This window comes from Halomonas sp. PR-M31, from assembly GCF_001039575.1.
Classification (GTDB): domain Bacteria; phylum Pseudomonadota; class Gammaproteobacteria; order Pseudomonadales; family Halomonadaceae; genus Modicisalibacter.
On the sequence record NZ_JIBT01000004.1, the window covers coordinates 39875 to 55044 of the forward strand.

Here is a 15170-nt window from a genome sequence, read left to right on the forward strand (position 1 = left end):
GTACGCGTGAAGTACGCCTAAAGAAGAGCAAAACAAGACGCGCCGAAGGCCCGGCGCGCTCGTCAAGGTCTCTAGGGCCCAGATCTCAGGTCACGCGGCTTCCAGGTTCCACGCCGGAGTGCGGCTCCAGCAGGTAGATGCCGTCGCCGTTGCCTGCTGCCAGTACCATGCCTTCCGACACGCCAAAGCGCATCTTACGCGGCGCCAGGTTGGCGACCATCACCGTCAACATGCCTTCCAAGGCTTCCGGAGCATAGGCCGAGCGAATGCCGGAGAACACTGTGCGCGTCTCGCCGCCCAGATCCAGCGTGAGCTTTAGCAGCTTGTCGGCGCCTTCGACATACTCCGCCTTGGCGATGCGCACGATACGCAGATCGACCTTGGCAAAATCCTCGAAAGCGATCTCTTCGGCGATGGGGTTGTCCGTCAACGGGCCCCTGGGGGTTTCTTTCAATTTCTTCTCCTCCGCCAGGTCTTCCTTGGAGGCCTCGATCATCGCATCGATCTTGTCGCGCTCGATGCGGGTCATCAGCGGCTTGAACTTGTTGATGGTGTGGCCTTTCAGCACGGCTTCGCGGCTCTGCCAATCCAGGGATTCCAGATTGAGAAACGCCCGGGCATCCTCGGCCATCTTGGGTACCACCGGGGCGAGATAGACCATCAGCTGGCGGAAAAGATTGATACCCACGGAGCAGATATCCAGCACCTCCTGTTCGCGGCCTTCCTGCTTGGCCAGCACCCAGGGTTCCTTTTCGGCGATGTAAGTATTCGCTTCGTCCGCCAGCTCCATGATCCGGCGCATGCCGCGCCCGAACTCACGGCTATCGTAATCCTCGGCGATGGCCTCGCCGGCGTCGATAAAGCGCTGCATCAAGTCGGGCTCGGCGCAGTCAGCGGAGAGCGTGCCATCCCCCAGCTTCTTGACGAAGCCCGCGCAGCGGCTGGCGATGTTGACTACCTTGCCTACCAGATCCGAGTTCACCCGGTAGGCGAAGTCCTCCAGGTTCAAGTCCAGATCGTCGACCCCGGAAGTGAGCTTGGCAGCGAAGTAGTAGCGCAGGTATTCCGGATTCAGATACTCGGCGTAGGTGCCTGCCTTGATGAAGGTGCCCCGGGACTTGGACATCTTCGCCCCATTGACGGTGACGAAGCCATGGCAATGCACACCGGTAGGGGTGCGCAGCCCCGCACCTTCGAGCATGGCCGGCCAGAACAGCGCGTGGAAGTAGACAATGTCCTTGCCAATGAAGTGATAGACCTCGGCCTCCGAGTCCTTCTTCCAGTAACTGTCGAAGTCGATGCCTTCCCGGTCGCACAGGTTCTGGAAGCTGGCTAGATAACCGATCGGCGCGTCCAGCCACACATAGAAATACTTGCCCGGCGCATCCGGAATCTCGAAGCCAAAATACGGCGCGTCCCGAGAGATATCCCATTCGTTCAACCCGGACTCGAACCACTCCTGCAGCTTGTTGGCGATCTGCGGCTGCACGTGGCCACCCTGAATCCACTGTTTCAGGAACGCCTCGAAATCCGGCAGCTTGAAAAAGTAGTGAGTCGAGCTGCGCACTTCCGGCGTGGCGCCGGAAATCGCCGAGACCGGATCGATCAACTCCGCCGGGGTATAAGTGGCGCTGCAGGCCTCGCAGTTGTCGCCGTACTGATCCGGCGTCTTGCACTTCGGGCAGGTGCCCTTGATGAAGCGATCCGCCAGGAACAAGCCCTTCACAGGGTCGTACATCTGCTCGATGTCCCGAGTCGCGATGTGGCCCGCATCGCGCAGCGCGATATAGATGCGCTCGCTGTGAAGGCGATTCTCTTCGGAATGGGTTGAGTGATAGTTATCGAAGGCCACATTAAAGCGCGCGAAATCCGCCTGATGCTCCTCAGACACCCGAGCGATCAACTGCTCCGGCGTCACGCCTTCCTGTTCGGCCCGCAGCATGATGGCGGTGCCGTGAGCATCATCGGCACAGACGTAGTAGCAATCATGGCCACGGCTTTTCTGAAAGCGCACCCAGATATCGGTCTGGATGTACTCAAGTAAATGGCCTAGGTGAATCGAGCCGTTGGCGTAGGGCAGGGCGCTGGTGACCAGGATCTTGCGCTTGGCATTGGCGGTAGTCGGCATGGTGGCTCTAGTGACTGAATCGAAAGGGAATGAGCGTCACGAGGACGAAAGGCCGATTGTAGCCCGCTTGGCGGCTGGGTGCATCCGTGGGGGGTTCTACTCGTCGCTTCGAATCATCCTCTCAGGCTCGACAGCATCAATTGCATGACACATTGCTGTTTATGCATGTTCAAGGACTTTTCAGGCCTGTCGATACAGTATTCATAGCGCTTTGTGAAAACGTCTCGAGCGTGATGACAGCTATCTAGAACAGGAATTCAACAAGTGCATAAGGCATCTATAAAAATGATACGCAGATCGTTTTTACCTGCGATTCCGGAGTTTGAAAAGGCGGCTGACTTGCTGTCGCAAGCAGCAGATTTTTTGATAGCAGGGGATCTTGAAAACTGTGGGGAATGCCTGGTTCAAGCAGACCTGCGGCCACTGCGTGAGTTTGCCTTTCTTATTGCAGGTCCAATCAAGCTAGAAATCCACCGCCAGTCAAAAAACCCGGTTTTCGATCCGGTGCCAAAAGAGAATAGGCCCCGAATGCCTAGCCTGTCAGAGTCGAGGGCTATTTTTGCCAGAGATGGCTATCGATGCCGATTCTGTCAGTCGCGCATTGTCGTCAAAGAAGCCCACAAGGTATTCGCAAAATTTCTTCCGGAACAGGCAAGAAAGAGCCGAATCAATGAGGACAACCACTTCGGCATCTCAACGTTGACCGGGTCCATTGATCATTTGCTGCCTTACAGCCGGGGCGGTGGTAACGAGCCCGAAAACTTGGTCACTGCCTGCGGCCCATGTCAGTTCGGACGCAATCAATGGACGCTTGAAGAAGTACAGATTGAAAACCCTATGAAGTATGAGCCCATAGTCGACGACTGGGATGGATTGTCTCGGCTAATGCCGCTGGGAAGGAAGAGCTTTTCTTTTACTGCTTGAAGGGTGTGGTCAATTTTCACCGCTGAGGTGCGAACCTTAGATTACAAACCGCCAAGGTCAGATGAGTCGAACCTAAAGCATAGCTACTGATCTTCCATAAACTCCTTAATGAATAGGTGAGGCTCGCAGAATTCGCCGAACCCAGTCACGATAGCGTTTGATCCATCGGGTAGCGCGGCATAACCACTCGCCCAGCGCCAGGACATTTCTGAACGCCCGATTGGCACAGCGGCGCTTCAGCCAGCTCCACACCGCTTCGATGGGATTCAGCTCGGGCGCATAAGGCGGCAACGCGACCAGGCGCAGTCGGTCTTGGACCTTTGGTTGGCGCAGTAAATCACGCACGGCGCGACAGCGGTGTACCGGCGCGTTGTCCCAGACGATACACAGCTTGCCCGGTCAATAGCGCAGCAACGTCTTCAGAAAGGCCACAATATCGCTTTCTTTCACCGTGCTTGACGTCCACTGAAAATAGCAGCGCCCCTCGGTCGAGGCGGCGCCGATCACCATGTGGCGCGGCGACTGGCCGCGCCTGCCCTTGACGACCGGGGTCTTGCCCACCGGGGCAAACGTCTTCAGATGAGGCGAGCAGAGATGAAAGCTCGATTCATCGACGAAGATCAGCGTCTCGCTCCGGGCCTCGGCCTGTTTTTTTTAATTCTGGCCAGAGCTGCTCTCGCCAGTGGTCGATGGTGGCCTCGTCGCGTCGACTATCCCGGCGTTTGGGCACCTGCCAGGACCAGCCCCACTGCCGGAGCAGGTCACTGATCTTCGAGGTGCTGTAACGGACATCGGTCAGCCGCGCGATGGCATCGGCGATACGTTGCGTCGTCCAACGTTGGTCGTCGTAGCCGAAGCCTTCCGGGCCCAAGGCCTCTAATGCCGCCAACACCCGAGGCACGAGTTCAGCGGGAAGACGTGGCGGTCGACCGGAGCGCGGTTGTGTCTTGAGGGCGTCTTCGCCGCCCTCACGCGCCCGGGCAACCCATTGGCTGACAGCGCCTTGGGTGACCTCCAGGCGTCGAGCGGCTTCCGTTTGGCTCATACCGTCCTCGACCCACTTGACGGCGAGCTAGCGACGATAGGTGTCAGCGGAGTCGTGTAGCATAACGATAACATGTCAGAGCATGTTCTCGGTCGACAGGCATGCCATTATGAAGTTCCTGTATCGTCAGTAATAACCAAAACCCTGCACTTCGCAGCCAGCTGCACCGTGGAAGAGGGTCGCACAAGCGGCCAGCACTGTTGCCTTCGATCAAGATTTATTCAAAAAATTAAGACGCTACTGCCAATACCTAATATATTTATATATGTTTTACATAAAAATGTCTCTGCAGCGTGGCGACATGATGAATAGAAAAGCGACAGGAGGGCGTGCGAATGCGCTATGACTTCCTGTGGCGGTAGCGTGGGCGGAGCAGTCACCAACATGATGTTCAATAAGCTGGCTGTCCGTTCAGTCTATTTTCCTTGGCGAAGACCAATGGCGGCACAGGCCTGGTCGCTTAGTTGAAGGCGGTTCCCAAGCATGGACGTGACTCCTGTCGAGTGCGCGTTTTTATACAGTACTATTGCGTGAGCAAATCACAGCAGTCAAATGATTACGTAGCAGCCAGCAGGGTGGCGGCATGAGTTGTTGTTTTATGAATTTTTAGGTGGACACTATTGGGAGTCAGAAACCGTAATCATGAAGCGGTCGGATTTCCGCAGTATCGAAGCGGTCTAACTAACTTGCTGTTATACATGAGAAGAAACTCAGATGAGCCTGAAAGAACACTTTGAATTGCTAGCCACCTACAATCAGTGGATGAACTCGAAGGTTTATGAGGCTGCGGGACAACTCTCTGCGGCAGGATTGGTGAAAGACCGTGGGGCCTTTTTTGGCTCAGTTCTTGGAACTCTTAACCACATCCTTGTTGGCGATACCATCTGGCTCAAACGCTTTGCTACACATCCGTCCTGCCTAGTGTCGTTGCGGGAGGTCGCTAATCTTCAAAATCCGACTGGCCTAGATCAGATGGTCTTTAAAGATCTTGGTGGCTTATCTGAGCACCGACTGGCAGAGCTTTCTGAAGGTCAATCAACTGGTGGGCAGCATGAGCCGTCGAGATAACTGCCACGACAACGCTGTCGCCGAAAGCTTCTTCCAACTCCTCAAGCGTGAACGGATCAAGCGGCGAATCTATCCGACTCGGGAAGCTGCCAGAAGCGATGTGTTCGATTATATCGAGATGTTCTACAACTCAAAGCGCCGTCATGGGACGAGTGATGATCTATCACCCTTTGAGTATGAACGGCGTTAGTTCCAGAGCCTGATGGGTATCTAGCAGACCCGGGGCGATTTAGCCTGCTGGCGGCGTTAGGCTGAAAAAGTCGATGAACACTACCATCAGAGGTGGCAATGCAATTAGTGAACATGACTATCGATAGAATAATAATCCATCAAGTTTATCGAAGAGATCAAGATGGAAGCAAAGTAGAGCCTTTGCAAAGCCATGAATATACAAGATTCGATAGCAGCGCTATGGAGGAATTCAAATCGAGAATAAGAGATGCACTTGGTGAAGGCTCAAAGGCTGTCCAAATGCAAATAGTGGATCAAGGAAAAGGAGACTTGCCACACATTGTAGAAAGCATCATATCTGAGGATGACGCGAACTTTGCAGTTTCGTCTTATGATTTTGCTAAAAAGCTAACTGATGCTCAGCAACGAAAATCCATTCCTGGTGGTATATTAGTCGTTTTCACTGGAAAACAAGGTTATCTGCAAAAGAGGTTCTTGGGTGTCATTAAGGCGGAAATTCATAGCGGCTATGAAAAACATGAAGATCTCACCACTCAAGAAATATCTTTAAAGTTTGTTCAGGAACTTTTGCTGACACCAGGAACAAGGCTATATAAGACCGCTTCGTTTTTTGAAAAAGATGGTATTGACAATGGTAGCCAAGATCTAAATGATAAATGGGCTGTTATGATATCGGACTATCAAATAAGCCAAACGGACGGAAAGGCGGCAGCTCAATATTTTTACTCTGATTTTTTAGGCTGTGGTTATCCAGAAACCAGTGCCAGAACAACTAAGAAATTCTATGATTCAGCAAGCTCTTTTATTGATCACCTAGACGCTTCCTCTGAAAAGAAGAGTGATCTTTATAATGCGCTGACTACCTACATGAAAGTTGATACCTCTTCGACAATAACACCATCTGACTTTGCGTCAAGCTATTTCGATGTAGACACCCAAGATTCATTTAACGCGCATATGGAAGAGGCCGGTATCCCTAGCTCTTCATTCACTAAGGATAATGCTCATATAGAATCGAAGCTTAAATTTAGAAAGGTTGATTTTAGCAAGAATGTTAAGATCACTGCACCGTCAGAAGTTTTCAAGAACTACGTTAAAATTGAATCAATTGAAGGTGATCCAGACGAATCGGGAACTCCTCAGACCTGGACTAAAGTCATCATCAAAGACAGGATAACTCGGCAAGAATGAATGAATCCGACTTTAGAAAGACATGGGATGAAGAAAAGCCTGTTTACAGGGCTTGGGGTAAGTACGTTGTTGATAAAATCATTAATTATATTGAAGATGACGATATAAAATCTAACGAATTTTTTAAGATTCCGCCTAGCTTCAGGCTTAAAGATGATGGCTCTTTAATTGATAAGGCTTTCTATCGTAGCGGGAAAAATTACTCGGACCCTTACAGTCAAATTGAAGATAAGGTTGGTTCACGCTTTGTCGTATTGCTCTTAGAAGATATAGCCAAAATATGCCGAATGATTGAGAGCTCCGGTGCATGGCAATTTGATAGGTGCAAACATTTTGATGAAGATCGAAAAAATGATCCTTTGTTGTTCACCTATCAGTCGGTACATTATATTCTTTGTCCAAAGTCTGATCTTGAATTTGATGGGGTTACGATTCCTTGCTCTACTCCTTGCGAAGTACAAATTAGGACTCTCTTACAGCATGCACACGCAGAACTGACCCATGACGCAATCTACAAATCTAAAAGAGCCGTACAGCCTGCTGTGCACAGAACTGTGGCCAAAAGCATGGCCCTTATTGAAACAACCGACGACTTTTTTGTCGATGTTACGAAACAGTTGAATTTTGGCCCGCTAGAAGAGCACGCCATTCCCGAAAGATTAGATGGAATTTACTGTAGTATTACGGGGTATAAGCCCCATAATCAGAAATCATCGATCGTGATATGGGATGCATTTGAACAGTTTTTGAATCAGGATTTAATTGACAGTATCCAAGATTTAGTTGAAAATAATCCGCATATTCCTGAAACAATTAAGTCTCGATATATGAAGGGTAATCTGTATCAGCAAAGTGTGGTTCTTTTCGTATACTGGCTATTAAAAAAGAAAAGAAAGCGTTTATTGAGCGACTGGCCTTTGCCAAAAGAAACTTTAAATCCGCTGGCGAATGATATGGGTGTCAGCACCTGGGATGAATAGAGTTTTGCCTAGTTGCCGACATAGCCTAATTGCTGTTAGGAAAGTAAAAATATTGGGGATAAGGGTCTGAAATGGAGAACATTTGGGTTTTCGTACAAGAAAACGTCTTTAACGTGGTTTTAGTGGGCGCGGCCCTTCAAATATTTGGGAGTGCCGTCCTCGGCTTGTTCTCCTTCCTCGGATTAAAAATATCAGAAAACAAAGATGCTTACATTGAGGGCACTTTGATGGTCGAAGTGCCGAGCGGGTGGATGTGGGCTGCAAAGATATCACTAGTTGTCTTACTGGTCGGCGTCGCGATCTCAGCATTAGGCGCTTTGGCTTCTATCTCTCTGGGTTGAGCTACCCAAAGATGCCGCAAATTCCTAACCACTTATTGCAGTTTGTTCCGGACCTGATGGCCCTACACCGGACACCTACTACGCTGCGCTCCGTAGTCGCCGCTAAATAAAAGCGTTATGCCCTACAGCAAATGGCCTTCAGGCAACACGCGTTTGTGCAGGATACGGATGATTTCCACAACATCTTCCGGACCTTGCCGGTAAAAAATGATATGGCTTTCTTGGGTATGCTGACGGTAGCCAGTACTTATTTCATCACATGTTCGACCCAGGTTCGGGTTTTCGCCGAGAAGATGAAAGCACTGATCAAACTGAAGAACGTAGTGGTTTCGTTGTTCGCGCCCCCATTTACGCTCCGTGTAGCGCGCAATGGTTTTGAGATCAGCCTTGGCCTTCTTGGAAAGCTTGAAATTCGGCATCAGCGAGTTTCATTATCCAGTTCATCAATGAATGAGTCATAGGAGTAGTCTTCAAAACCACTATCTTCGCCTTCCTTGAGTAATTTTCGCAGTGTGATCAAGCGGGTTTCGGATTCCTCGAGCAGGCGCAATCCTGCCCGTACAACCTCGCTGGTTGAACTGTATCGGCCGTTCTTGAGCTGTTCCGCAATGAACGCATCAAAATGTTGGCCTAGAGTGATGCTGGTGTTCTTTTGCATGGCGCCATCTCGTCAGTACCAATAATTGGTATATTTTGGTGCAGGGTGCATGACCATGCAATTCCTGCGATGAGGGGTTTGACTGGTGAGATGAAATTTGATTTATGTCAAGCAGACTTGAAAAGGTGCTAAAAAATCGGCGTTCAGTGCCTTAAGGCAAAAGTGCATGAACTCTGCTAAGGCCACCGACGCCGGCCCTCTCCATATGCCTCTGTCGGCTAACAGGCCGCTGTACGCCGCTCCGTTAGCACGTTATCGGGCGCGGCGTTTTTCCTCCACATCTTCCGAAAGCCAGGCTTTGATCAGTGACTGATAAGGCATGTCACGTTTGTTCGCTTCGATTTTGATACGATCAAGCAGTGTTTCCGGCAAGCGGAGCGATATTGTCTTGGTTGAGGGCTTCAGTTTTGGAAAAGAAACCGGTTGAGCGCGACTCCAGTCCACGTACTCAGTGGAATCATGGCTTTCCCAGAACTCTCTTTCCTCTGCTTCGGTTGTGAATTCAGGCATCTTTTTCAATTTGCTCATAAATTGCCCTCTCTTTGCGGTGCATATCACGAGCGGAAATCACTTGGACCAGAGTGCCGTCACCTTTCAATGTGAAGGTGATATGCAATAAACGTGCGTCGTCGGTTTCGCCAAGGGCGTGATACCGGGCTTCCTTTTGGCTGTGCTTGCTGTCTTCCAGCACCAGAAGCGGCTCATTGAAAAATATTTCCTCTGCTTCGGACTGGCCAACGCCGTGCTTTTCCGCGTTCTTGCGCGAATTGCCTTCGTCCCAGTCAAAGCCCGTTATTTGCGCCCGATCAATCATGTTTGTATATTATCAACATATACACACCCGTCAATCAGCGCTAACGTTGTCACTTACCAGGACATGTGTGTCCGCCTGATTTCTGTCATACGGTCTTGCAAGAAAGAGGTAGAGCTGTATCGGCCGCTCTTGAGCTGTTCGGCAATGAACGTATCAAAATGCTGGCCTAGAGTGATGCTGGCGTTATATTAAGCGTACGTATTGACGTGCGTACTTAATAACGTACGATAGTGATGATTTGAATCAACCAGAGGTGCGTCATGACTGGAATCACCGCAACCGAGGCGCGTAGCAATCTTTATCGGCTTATTGACGAAACAGCAGAGTCTCATCAGCCGGTGTTGATCATGGGCAAGCGGAACAGGGCGGTATTGGTTTCTGAGGAAGATTGGGCGGCAATCCAGGAAACATTGTTCCTGTTATCGGTGCCCGGCATGCGTGAATCGATTCGTGAGGGCATGGATACCTCGGTCGATGAGTGCCAGGAGGAGCTGGGCTGGTGACATGGAAGTTGGTTTACACCAAGCAGGCTCAAAAGGACGCTAAGAAGCTGGCGTCCAGCGGCCTGAAGTCAAAAGCACAGGAACTGCTTGTTCTAATCTCCGAAGATCCATATCGAAAGCCTCCCCCGTTTGAAAAACTGGTTGGCGATCTGGCGGGAGCTTATTCACGCAGGGTAAATATCCAGCACCGCCTTGTTTACCAAGTGCTCGATGACGAGAGAGTAGTGAAGGTTCTTCGACTCTGGAGCCACTACGAATAATGCATAATCAGCCCCGTCGTGCGGATATCCTTCCCTCCGCTTTGCGTTGTACAGACTACCGCTGTATTCCACGTTAGCAGTTACTGCCTATTGCTCCTCCTACCTTGCTGATTGAGTAAAAAGAGAATAATTTATACTCATGAATGATGTTGAGTTCGATGACGACAAGAGTCAGGCCAATCTGGAAAAGCATGGAATCGACTTCCAGGCCGCTCAGGAGCTATGGAAGGATCCGGATCTTCTGGAAATCCAGGCCAAATCGGAAGATGAGCAACGATTCCTTCTCATCGGCCGGATAGGTGAAAAACATTGGTCTGCTGTCGTCACGTACCGGGGCATGCGTGTCCGCCTGATTTCTGTCAGGCGGTCTCGCAAGAAAGAGGTAGAACTGTATGAAAGCTAAGAATTTCGATAAAAAATTTGATGACAATAAAGAGGATATCGTTGATGACCTTGATCTTTCGACCGCGCGCAGGGTGAGCCAGGAGAGCAAGCGCATCAACGTCGATTTTCCATCCTGGGTGGTTGAGTCTTTAGACCGGGAAGCGGCCCGTATTGGTGTTACACGGCAGTCGATCATCAAGGTCTGGCTGGTTGAGCGCCTTCGGGCTGAAGCCTCTAGCAGACCGCCCAATAATGACGCTGCAAATGGTACCCATTAGCGAAGCATCACAAAATACCACCGTGGAGCAGCAGGGCTTCATCCTTACCCGCAACACTCCCCCGCATTGCCGTCCAATCCAACCTCGCTTAGGCTTGGTCCCCTTCGAATATCCGTAATGCTTACCGGGAAGGTTTTCATGAAAAGAGCAATTTGCCTGAGCGTGGCGTTGTTGATGGCAGGCGCAGCGAGTGCCGATGAGAAAGTAGAGTGGGGCTACTCCGGTGAAAAAGGGCCAGAGAACTAGGCTCAGCTGAGTTCGGATCACTCCATTTGCGAGGGAAAGAATCAGTCACCGATCAATCTGACCGGGTTTATCGAGGCGGAGCTTGAGCCAATAGCCTTCGACTACCAAGAGGGTGGTCAGGAGATTCTCAATAACGGTCATACCGTGCAGGTGAACTATGCCTCTGGCAGCAGTATCAAAGTCGACGGCACGAGTTTTGAGCTAAAGCAGCTTCACTTCCATGCGCCGAGCGAGAATCATATCGAGGGCAAGTCCTATCCGCTGGAAGCGCATCTTGTGCATGCAAGCGATGAGGGCGACTTGGCGGTGGTGGCGGTGATGTTCGAAGAGGGTGGGGCGAATGAAGGGCTTGAGCAAGCCTGGTCCAGCATGCCGGAGCAGGCAGGCGAAGAGAAGACGCTACAATCCAGCCTGAGCGCGGACGACATTCTGCCATCGGATCGGGACTACTACCGCTTCAATGGCTCTTTGACCACGCCGCCCTGCACTCAAGGCGTGCGCTGGCTGGTAATGAAGCAGCCGGTCACCGCATCGAAAGAGCAGATCGAGCATTTTGCGGACGTGCTGCATGAGCCTAACAATCGTCCACTTCAGCCGGTCAACGCGCGGCCTGTCCTGCAGTGAATCTTCTTGAACGACGAGTCATCGTTGGACAGTGCCGATACCCAACATTGCCCGATCGACCTTCAGCTACACTGAGGGCTCAACTATCAGGTGGGAAACACTCATGGATGATATTTTCTTCAGCGGATGGCCGGCGCTTTTCCGGGTCGCGGTCTCGGCGGTAATCGGCTATATCACGCTGGTTGCCTTGTTGCGCATTTCCGGGCGTCGAACCTTGGCGAAGATGAATGCCTTCGATCTGGTAGTGACCGTGGCGCTGGGCTCGGTGCTTGCCAGTATCATCCTCAGCAAGAGCGTCACGCTGTTTCAAGGGGCCTTGGCACTGGCGCTGCTCATCGGTATGCAGTACGCCGTGACCTGGTCCAGTGTGCGGATGAGCTGGGTGCGCCAGTTGGTGACCGGTGAGCCGGCCTTGCTGTTCTACCAAGGGCAAGCGCTGCCGGATGCCTTGCGCAAGCTCGAGTGACCCAGGATGAACTACAGGCAGCGGTTCGCGCTTCCGGGCTGATTGATATGAGCGAGGTGCAGGCGGTGGTGCTGGAAACCGATGGATCGTTCAGCGTGATGAGCAACGCCACCACGCCCAAGCAATCCAGCCTCGAAGATGTCATGGTGCCGGGCAGTCAGCAGATATAACGAAAGCGCTGAGCAACGATCTGTTTCAGCAAACACAAAAAAGAGCGCTCAGGCGCTCTTTTTTGTATGGGTTGCCAAGTCATTCAAGGCATCAGTGCATAGCCATCAAGTTGCAGTTGCGGGATGGCGATCAATGCCGATACCACTGGTTCCACATACTCATTGACCTGAGTATCAGGGTCGATATCGAAACCGGCGGCAGCCTGATCGCATAGATAGATTTTTACGCCGTTGTCCGTGAGTCTTTTCATCAGTTCCAGGTTGGGATTGGATGCGTCGTTGCGCTGCTGGTAAAGCTCGTCGGTCATGGCAATAGGGGTGGCGGAGCCATGAATCACGGCAACCGCGTGAACGTTTTCGGGCGGCACGTCAGCAGCGCTCATCAGGTTCATGAAGCGGGCTACGTGCCATAGTTCAGCGTTCACACCATCCGTCTGTTTGTCCCCATCCACGCTGAACACGACCTTGTACTGCTGGTCTTGGCTGGGCTGCATCTTGGCGTTTTCATCGTATTTGATCTTGCCGTAGCCTTCGATCAACGGCGTGGTCCAATCCGCCGCGAGAGCACCGCTGCTGACGCCCAGTGAAACGACCAATACAGCCAACGTTTTGAATATCGACATCTTCATACCTCCATGTTTGCTATCCCGTACCTAGAAACCCGGTACATCCCTATTGCGAGCCTGAATAAATTAACTTGCTAATAACCAGAAGCCTAGTTCCTTTCGCTTTCATGTCAAGAGCGCGCCTGCGCTTCAAGAATCGACAGAACCTTGGCGAGCTTTCAACGCCAGTCGCGCAACGCCAGCCGCATGCTCGCTCAATGAGAGCCTGCCCTCGGCAATATCTGCAAGCTTGATCCAGGCCGCCTCCATGGCGTCGTCCGCTGCCTGCGGGGTTCCAGAAAGATAATCGCAAAGCACCGCAGTCAATACGTAGTGAAATGTCACCTCGTCGTTTTCTCGGCGTATGACATCGATCGTCGTCAAATAAGACTGGGCAGCGGCATGAACATCGGTTTCTTCGGCCAGCTCTCGGGTTGCACATTCGAATACGGTTTCACCGGATTCGATGCGCCCTCCGGGGAATCCCCAGAGCCCCGCATCTGGTTCGTTTCTGCGCCGGACCAGCAGGCGTCCTGCCCGTTTAGAACGACTGCCAGCGCTGCGGGTTTGGGAGTTGCGTGCATATCAGATGCCTATTTGCTGGAGAAACAGATGGAGGGCACGAGGATCAATCAGAAGGGTAATCACGACACCGCCGATGGCGCCACCAAGATGCGCCTCGTGAGCGAGACCGCCGACCTGATTCGGGCCGCGATTCTGCATGGCGTAGAGCGAGAGCGCCACGAAACCGATGGCGAACAGAATGGCGGGAATGGGAATGGCAAAGAAGAGATACAGCATCCGAAAGGGTTCGTACAAACAGAAGGCGAAAAGCACACCGGTGATGGCGCCGGAAGCGCCGACCGCTGAATAGCGAGGGTTGCCACGCTGGATGATCAGCGACAGTCCATGAGCCGAGAGTTCAGAGCCGAAGTAGAGAATCAGATAGCCAACAGGGCCTAAAACGATCTCGAGCCAAGGGCCAAAGAAATAAAGCGTCAGCATGTTGACCAGCAAGTGGGCGCCGTTGACGTGCACGAAGCCTGCGGTCACCAGCCGGTAGATTTCGCCATGACGCAGAATGCGCTCAGGACGAAAGGCCAGACGTGCGATGAGCTGAGGGCGGCTTTTCAGCACATAGAGACTAACGACGATATTGATGACGAGCAGCGCCAGGGTGATCGGCGTCTGGGTCAGATCCAGCATGAACGGGTCTCCGCGAGAGGGTGATTCGATGCCATCATGGTGTCAGATTGTGCGGGTGCGGTCTTGTGCGTATGTTGAAGATAGGTTTTTTGAGTGTTCGATTGCGCGGGAGCTGATTATGCATATGCGCCGCAAAGGATGGCTTATCGGCATGTTGTTGGCCATTCTGGTGGCCTGCGCCGATGAAAAGCCCGCCGAAGTGCCATTGTCGATATTGGCGTCGCAACCAGCGGCTTACGAAGACAAGCCCGTCGCCACCCAAGGGGTAGTGCGCACCTTCGAGACGCCGCGTCACTATTGGATCGAGGATGAGGGCCTGAACCGGGTGGAAGTGTTTCCCCAGGAGCGCATTGTGCCCTACCTCGGTGAGCAGGTTCGCATCATCGGTCGGTTCCACTATGGGCAGAAGGAAGGACGCAAACTGGAAATAGAGCATATCGTAGCAATCGACGACCTGGAATGAACAAAGCCTATCGGCGTCAATTGAGGGCAGCCGGTGGGGGATGTGAGCCTGGGCACGGCTGCTTCAAGAGGCTGCTTTGAGAGTAAAGGCTTGTCAGCGCATCCTCATGGCGTCAGGATTCTCTATCCAACCCCCGCTCGGACAATAAACAAAGGAGTATCACGATGGCTCAAGCAAGTGCGCGTCACATTCTGGTGGATAGCGAAGAAAAATGTCAGGAACTCAAGACTGAAATCGAGAACGGACGCGATTTCGCCGAGGTGGCAAAAGAGCATTCCACCTGTCCCTCCGGGCGTAGTGGCGGCGATCTGGGCACCTTTACCCAGGGTCAGATGGTGCCGGAGTTCGACAAGGTAGTATTCAATGATGAACTCAACACCGTGCACGGTCCGATCAAGACTCAGTTTGGTTACCATTTGCTGGAAGTGACTGACCGCTCCTGAAGCTGCTGTCGTCTTGAACGCAAAACACTGGTCATGTGACCAGGCGTTTTGCATTGACTGCCCAGTATAAAACTCAGAAGTCACTCCATTCCTCGACGTCGGCCTCAGCCTCGGGTCGTTTGACCGGTGCCGGCTTTGAAGCAGAAGAGGGCGCCGGCGCCTTGACCGTCTTGACGCTTTT

23 protein-coding genes and 3 pseudogenes are annotated in these 15170 nt (G+C 52.1%); 15 read left to right on the plus strand and 11 right to left on the minus strand.

Translation table 11 applies throughout. The annotated features are described in order from the left end of the window. Positions 1-85: 85 nt before the first annotated feature. On the minus strand, positions 86-2128 hold the full coding sequence (metG, locus tag CH74_RS01960) for a methionine--tRNA ligase (protein ID WP_048305797.1): 2043 nt from the start codon (positions 2126-2128) through the stop codon (positions 86-88). Between the two features lie 264 nt (positions 2129-2392). Between metG and CH74_RS01965 the strand changes: the two genes are divergently transcribed. Then, positions 2393-3052 (plus strand): HNH endonuclease, encoded by a 660-nt coding sequence (locus tag CH74_RS01965; RefSeq protein WP_048305798.1) that lies wholly within the window; start codon positions 2393-2395, stop codon positions 3050-3052. A gap of 105 nt (positions 3053-3157) precedes the next feature. Here CH74_RS01965 and CH74_RS19240 read toward each other — a convergent pair. Together CH74_RS19240 and CH74_RS01970 are read right to left on the minus strand one after the other, a co-directional pair. Next, positions 3158-3676 (minus strand): annotated as a pseudogene (locus CH74_RS19240) (IS630 family transposase). Further along, positions 3660-4109, minus strand: a pseudogene (locus CH74_RS01970) (IS630 family transposase); the annotation flags it as partial. The pseudogenes CH74_RS19240 and CH74_RS01970, both read right to left, overlap by 17 nt. Positions 4110-4859: 750 nt before the next feature. On the opposite strand from CH74_RS01970, the gene CH74_RS18060 reads away from it, so the two are divergent. The 5 genes and pseudogenes from CH74_RS18060 (at position 4860) to CH74_RS01990 (ending at position 7869) form a co-directional block, all read left to right on the plus strand. Beyond that, positions 4860-5165, plus strand: coding sequence for a DinB family protein (locus CH74_RS18060; protein ID WP_253272901.1), 306 nt, complete (start codon positions 4860-4862; stop codon positions 5163-5165). Next, positions 5101-5355 (plus strand): annotated as a pseudogene (locus CH74_RS01975) (IS3 family transposase); the annotation flags it as partial. The gene CH74_RS18060 and the pseudogene CH74_RS01975, both read left to right, overlap by 65 nt. Before the next feature lie 113 nt (positions 5356-5468). Next, positions 5469-6548, plus strand: a complete 1080-nt coding sequence (locus tag CH74_RS01980) for a nucleoid-associated protein (RefSeq protein WP_216594687.1) — start codon at positions 5469-5471, stop codon at positions 6546-6548. Continuing rightward, entirely contained in the window at positions 6545-7528 is a 984-nt protein-coding gene (locus CH74_RS01985; RefSeq protein ID WP_048305801.1) for a GTP pyrophosphokinase family protein, read from the plus strand. The genes CH74_RS01980 and CH74_RS01985 overlap by 4 nt, the downstream gene beginning before the upstream one ends. 71 nt (positions 7529-7599) lie before the next feature. Further along, entirely contained in the window at positions 7600-7869 is a 270-nt protein-coding gene (locus CH74_RS01990) for a hypothetical protein (RefSeq protein WP_048305802.1), read from the plus strand. 122 nt (positions 7870-7991) lie between these two features. Here CH74_RS01990 and CH74_RS01995 read toward each other — a convergent pair whose 3' ends face one another. The 5 genes from CH74_RS01995 to CH74_RS19900 form a co-directional block, all read right to left on the minus strand. Continuing rightward, on the minus strand, positions 7992-8288 hold the full coding sequence (locus CH74_RS01995; protein ID WP_048305803.1) for a type II toxin-antitoxin system RelE/ParE family toxin: 297 nt from the start codon (positions 8286-8288) through the stop codon (positions 7992-7994). Continuing rightward, positions 8288-8527 (minus strand): type II toxin-antitoxin system ParD family antitoxin, encoded by a 240-nt coding sequence (locus CH74_RS02000; RefSeq protein ID WP_048305804.1) that lies wholly within the window; start codon positions 8525-8527, stop codon positions 8288-8290. Before CH74_RS02000 ends, CH74_RS01995 begins: the two co-directional genes overlap by 1 nt. Before the next feature lie 252 nt (positions 8528-8779). Beyond that, positions 8780-9055 (minus strand): BrnA antitoxin family protein, encoded by a 276-nt coding sequence (locus tag CH74_RS02005; RefSeq protein WP_048305805.1) that lies wholly within the window; start codon positions 9053-9055, stop codon positions 8780-8782. Further along, positions 9030-9341 (minus strand): BrnT family toxin, encoded by a 312-nt coding sequence (locus tag CH74_RS02010; RefSeq protein ID WP_048305806.1) that lies wholly within the window; start codon positions 9339-9341, stop codon positions 9030-9032. The genes CH74_RS02005 and CH74_RS02010 overlap by 26 nt, the downstream gene beginning before the upstream one ends. A 53-nt stretch (positions 9342-9394) precedes the next feature. Then, a complete protein-coding gene (locus CH74_RS19900; RefSeq protein ID WP_082140253.1) occupies positions 9395-9517 on the minus strand; it encodes a type II toxin-antitoxin system ParD family antitoxin in 123 nt (40 codons plus the stop codon). An 84-nt stretch (positions 9518-9601) separates the two neighbouring features. On the opposite strand from CH74_RS19900, the gene CH74_RS02015 reads away from it, so the two are divergent. From CH74_RS02015 to CH74_RS19245, 7 genes are all read left to right on the plus strand, one after another. Beyond that, the gene (locus CH74_RS02015) at positions 9602-9844 is read left to right on the plus strand and encodes a type II toxin-antitoxin system Phd/YefM family antitoxin (protein ID WP_048305807.1); all 243 of its coding nucleotides are present in this window, start codon (positions 9602-9604) and stop codon (positions 9842-9844) included. Beyond that, entirely contained in the window at positions 9841-10104 is a 264-nt protein-coding gene (locus CH74_RS02020; protein ID WP_048305808.1) for a Txe/YoeB family addiction module toxin, read from the plus strand. The genes CH74_RS02015 and CH74_RS02020 overlap by 4 nt, the downstream gene beginning before the upstream one ends. Positions 10105-10243: 139 nt before the next feature. After that, positions 10244-10507, plus strand: coding sequence for a BrnT family toxin (locus CH74_RS02025; protein ID WP_048305809.1), 264 nt, complete (start codon positions 10244-10246; stop codon positions 10505-10507). Continuing rightward, a complete protein-coding gene (locus CH74_RS02030; protein WP_048305810.1) occupies positions 10497-10766 on the plus strand; it encodes a hypothetical protein in 270 nt (89 codons plus the stop codon). The genes CH74_RS02025 and CH74_RS02030 overlap by 11 nt, the downstream gene beginning before the upstream one ends. Before the next feature lie 270 nt (positions 10767-11036). Further along, positions 11037-11636: a carbonic anhydrase gene (locus CH74_RS02035; RefSeq protein WP_301280843.1), complete on the plus strand. Its 600-nt coding sequence runs from the start codon at positions 11037-11039 to the stop codon at positions 11634-11636. A 103-nt stretch (positions 11637-11739) separates the two neighbouring features. Further along, positions 11740-12102 (plus strand): DUF421 domain-containing protein, encoded by a 363-nt coding sequence (locus CH74_RS02040; protein ID WP_253272896.1) that lies wholly within the window; start codon positions 11740-11742, stop codon positions 12100-12102. Beyond that, positions 12099-12272: a YetF domain-containing protein gene (locus tag CH74_RS19245; RefSeq protein WP_253272897.1), complete on the plus strand. Its 174-nt coding sequence runs from the start codon at positions 12099-12101 to the stop codon at positions 12270-12272. The genes CH74_RS02040 and CH74_RS19245 overlap by 4 nt, the downstream gene beginning before the upstream one ends. A gap of 83 nt (positions 12273-12355) precedes the next feature. Here CH74_RS19245 and CH74_RS02045 read toward each other — a convergent pair whose 3' ends face one another. The 3 genes from CH74_RS02045 to CH74_RS02055 all read right to left on the minus strand — a co-directional run bounded on the left by CH74_RS02045 (position 12356) and on the right by CH74_RS02055 (position 14083). Continuing rightward, entirely contained in the window at positions 12356-12895 is a 540-nt protein-coding gene (locus tag CH74_RS02045) for a DsrE family protein (RefSeq protein WP_053070594.1), read from the minus strand. 132 nt (positions 12896-13027) lie between these two features. Further along, on the minus strand, positions 13028-13405 hold the full coding sequence (locus tag CH74_RS02050) for an NUDIX hydrolase (RefSeq protein WP_216594690.1): 378 nt from the start codon (positions 13403-13405) through the stop codon (positions 13028-13030). A 57-nt stretch (positions 13406-13462) separates the two neighbouring features. Then, positions 13463-14083, minus strand: a complete 621-nt coding sequence (locus CH74_RS02055; RefSeq protein ID WP_048305812.1) for a rhomboid family intramembrane serine protease — start codon at positions 14081-14083, stop codon at positions 13463-13465. A gap of 118 nt (positions 14084-14201) precedes the next feature. Here CH74_RS02055 and CH74_RS02060 point away from each other — a divergent pair, with 118 nt between their 5' ends. Both CH74_RS02060 and CH74_RS02065 read left to right on the plus strand, forming a co-directional pair. Further along, complete coding sequence (locus CH74_RS02060) at positions 14202-14546, plus strand: hypothetical protein (RefSeq protein WP_048305813.1); 345 nt, start codon at positions 14202-14204, stop codon at positions 14544-14546. A 164-nt stretch (positions 14547-14710) separates the two neighbouring features. Continuing rightward, positions 14711-14989: a peptidylprolyl isomerase gene (locus tag CH74_RS02065; protein WP_048305814.1), complete on the plus strand. Its 279-nt coding sequence runs from the start codon at positions 14711-14713 to the stop codon at positions 14987-14989. Positions 14990-15170: the final 181 nt, after the last annotated feature.